General features: G+C 54.4%; 3 protein-coding genes. All 3 read left to right on the top strand.

Translation table 11 applies throughout. The features are described from left to right. Window positions 1-51 precede the first annotated feature (51 nt). The gene (gene miaA / locus L692_RS0103205) at window positions 52-1,032 is read left to right on the top strand and encodes a tRNA (adenosine(37)-N6)-dimethylallyltransferase MiaA (protein ID WP_025697146.1); all 981 of its coding nucleotides are present in this window, start codon (window positions 52-54) and stop codon (window positions 1,030-1,032) included. A 19-nt stretch (window positions 1,033-1,051) separates the two neighbouring features. Then, complete coding sequence (gene hfq / locus L692_RS0103210) at window positions 1,052-1,291, top strand: RNA chaperone Hfq (protein WP_025335243.1); 240 nt, start codon at window positions 1,052-1,054, stop codon at window positions 1,289-1,291. A 169-nt stretch (window positions 1,292-1,460) separates the two neighbouring features. Further along, window positions 1,461-3,613, top strand: a 2,153-nt coding sequence (locus tag L692_RS0103215; protein ID WP_025697149.1) for a transglycosylase domain-containing protein, incomplete at its 3' end; no start/stop codon positions are given.

Raw genomic sequence — 3,613 nt, forward strand, 5'->3', positions numbered from 1 at the left:
TCGCGGAGCAGCTTCGCCCGGGCGCCAAAACATCGTACGGGGTGATTCGAATTGATGACAGAAGCTAAACCTAAGGTGCTGGTGCTGCTCGGTCCGACTGCCGTCGGCAAGACGCGGCTCAGCCTTTCAATCGCCGCGGCGTATCATGCGGAAATTATCTCCGGCGATTCGATGCAGGTATACCGCGGGATGGACATCGGAACAGCCAAGATCAAGATATCCGAGATGGAAGGCATTCCCCATCATCTGATCGATATCCATGATCCGCAGGAGCCTTACTCGGTTGCCGAATTCCAGACGGAAGGCAGGAAGCTCATCGGCGAGATTTCCGCCAGAGGCAAGCTTCCGTTCATTGTCGGGGGCACCGGTCTTTATATTGAATCGCTCTGCTACGGCTTCCGCTTCTCCGAGGCGGTCGCCGACGAGGCCTTCCGGGCGGAGATGGACCGGTTCGCGGAGGAGCACGGCGCGCTGGCGCTGCATGCGAAGCTGGCCGAGGTGGACCCGGCCAGCGCCGCCCGGCTGCATCCGAACGACCGGCGGCGAATTATCCGCGCGCTTGAGATTTTCAGGCAGACCGATACGCCGCTGTCCAAGTCTCCGGCGGCCAGGAAACCGGAGTCTCCCTATGACCTTTGCCTCGTCGGTTTGACAATGGACAGGCAAATACTATATAAACGTATTGAAGAGCGAATCGACGAAATGCTGGCGGAAGGGCTGGTCGAAGAGGTCAAAGGGCTGATGGATCGGGGTTGCGGCCGGAACCTCATTTCCATGCAAGGGCTCGGCTACAAGGAGATCGCCGCCTATCTTGAGGGAGAGATGACGCTGGAGGAATCGGTGGCGCTTCTTAAGCGGGATACGCGCCGTTTCGCCAAAAGACAGCTGTCCTGGTTTCGCCACATGAAGGATATTCATTGGATCGATGTCACGGACAGCGGAAACTTTTCTGGGAATTTCTCGAAAATACATGGTATAATAGCAGGAAAGTTTCATTCAGGTCTTGAATATACTTCTGAACAATCTAATTGAACCATTGGGGGTACGGCATATGAACAAGTCCATTAACATCCAAGATACGTTCTTGAACCAACTTCGCAAAGAAAATATCCCTGCCACAGTATATTTGACCAACGGCTTTCAAATCCGGGGAATCATTAAAGCGTTTGACAATTTCACCATCGTGATCGACAGCGACGGACGCCAGCAAATGGTGTACAAGCATGCGATCTCAACGTTTACGCCGCAGCGCAGCGTATCCCTGATGCAGGATAACGCTTCCGAAGAGTAATTTCCGCAACCTAGGGCTTATGCCAATACGCCAGAATGTGTTCGAAGCGAAACCTTTTTGCTTATGATTCGTTTGAATAGAAGGGTGAGAGAGCAACCTGAATAAGGTTGTTCTTTTCATTCGGAGATAAATAAAACTTATGACCTTTTTTAGGGGAGTAGGAGGCAACATGTCGAACGACGAGATACTTCGGTCGAACCGTCACAGAAAAGGGGGAGCCGGACAACCGCCCAAGCCGGGGAAGAAGAAAAAGCTGACCCGCAAGCGCATCTTGTGGACCTTGTTTTTTACAACGGCTTTGGCTATCTTTTGCGCGCTTGGCGGTTATCTGTTCATCACGATCAACGGAGAGAAGCTGCTGAACGAGAATGAGGGCAAGCTGACGGTCAACCCAACTACCAAGATTTATGACCGCAATGCGAATCTGATCGGGGAGCTGTCCCTGGAAAAAAGTGAGCCTGTCGACAGCAAGCAGATTCCAGACTTAATCAAGAATGCTTTTATTGCGACGGAGGACAAACGTTTTAGAGAGCATAGCGGGGTCGATCTGTGGTCGATCGGACGGGCCGCCGTCAAGGACGTCGTCGCCCGCAGCATGGTGGAAGGCGGCAGCACGATTACACAGCAGCTTGCGAAGAACATCTTCCTGACCCGGGACAAAACGTTCTTCCGCAAAGCGACGGAGATGTCCATCGCCATGGCGCTGGAGCGCCAGAAGACGAAGGATGAGATCCTCGAGCTTTATCTTAACCGGATCAACTTTGGCGGCACGATCTACGGCATCAAGGCCGCATCCGAGCACTACTTCGGGGAAGGCAACCTGAGCAAGCTGAAGCTGTGGCAGATCGCGACGCTGGCGGCGATGCCGAAGGGTCCTTCCCGCTACAACCCTCTCCGCAACCCTGAGCTTTCCAAGGAACGCAGAGCGGTGGTGCTTCAGTTGATGTACGAACAGGGGTATATCACCCAGGAGCAGATGAACGAGGCGAAGGATATCAACTACAACTATAAGCCGCCGGCGAAGCAGCAGCGCTATCAGGCGTTCATCGATTACGCAATCGACGAGGCGGAGGACAAATTCGGTCTTACCGAAGACGATCTCAACATTGGCGGTTACAAAATCTATACGACCATGGACAAGAATGCGCAGCAGACGGTCGAGAGCGCTTTTGCCGACAGCGACAATTTTGAAAAAAGCGTCGACGACGAACCGGTACAGGGCTCAATGGTCATTATCAACCAGGAGAACGGCAGCATTGTCGCTTTGCTCGGAGGACGTAATTACGAGAAAAAAGGGTACAGCCGCATTACAAACAGCCGACGGTCTCCGGGTTCATCGATCAAGCCGATCGTATCTTACGCCCCGGCGATTGAATCGGACCAATTCAGTATGAGTTCGCAGATCAGTAACGCAAAGCAGTGCTTCGGCGATTACTGTCCGACCAATCTGCACGGCTATTCGTCCACTATCAGTATGACCGAGGCGCTGACGAAGTCGGAAAATATCCCGGCCGTATGGCTGCTTAACGAGATCGGGGTGGGTACCGGCTTCGATTTTGCCAAAAAAATGGGCATCGGGCTTCAGGATGACGACAAGAACCTGTCTCTGGCGCTGGGCGGCATGTCCAAAGGCACAAATACGCTGGAGATGGCCCAGGCCTATACCGCGTTCGCCAACGGCGGTGAATTGAGGCAGGCCCATGCGATTAAATCGATAACGGACAGCACGGGAGAAACGGTCTATAAGGCGAATACGAACGCCGAGCGCGTAATGAAGGAAAGCACCGCTTATCAGATGACGGAGATGATGCAGGAGGTCGTGCAGAGCGGAACCGGCAGAAAAGCGAGAATCGGCCGTCCGGTCGCGGGCAAGACCGGAACGACCCAAAGCGGCTACAGAGGCGTGGATTCCAACCGCGACGTCTGGTTCGTCGGCTACACGCCGGAGCTTACGGCGGCGGTATGGATGGGCTATGACAATCCCGACCGCCAGCATTTGCTGAAGAACAGCAGTCCGCTCGCCGCCGCGTTCTGGGGCAAGGTAATGGAGGAAGTGGTGAAGAATTATCCGGAGAAATCATTTCCGAAGCCGGATCATATCGATATTCCGGTACCTTCCCAAGAGCCGGCGAATGAAGCAGTGCCGGTCAGCGGGCTGACCGCCCAGTACGATGCCTCGACGGGAACCGTCAATCTGTCATGGGCGCCTGTCCAGGCCCAGGGCGCGGAATACCGTGTCTACCGCAAAGAAACGTCGGAAGCGGATTTCAGTCCGCTGATCAATACGCTGTCGCCGAGCGCCGCTGACCTTGGCGCCATGGC

It is taken from the genome of Paenibacillus forsythiae T98, from assembly GCF_000520735.1.
In the GTDB taxonomy this organism is placed as follows: Bacteria; Bacillota; Bacilli; order Paenibacillales; family Paenibacillaceae; genus Paenibacillus_AQ; species Paenibacillus_AQ forsythiae.

Bases quoted from the DNA above. Each gene is read 5' to 3' on its own strand.
- hfq (WP_025335243.1), top strand. From the start codon at position 1,052: ATGAACAAGTCCATTAACATCCAAGATACGTTCTTGAACCAACTTCGC.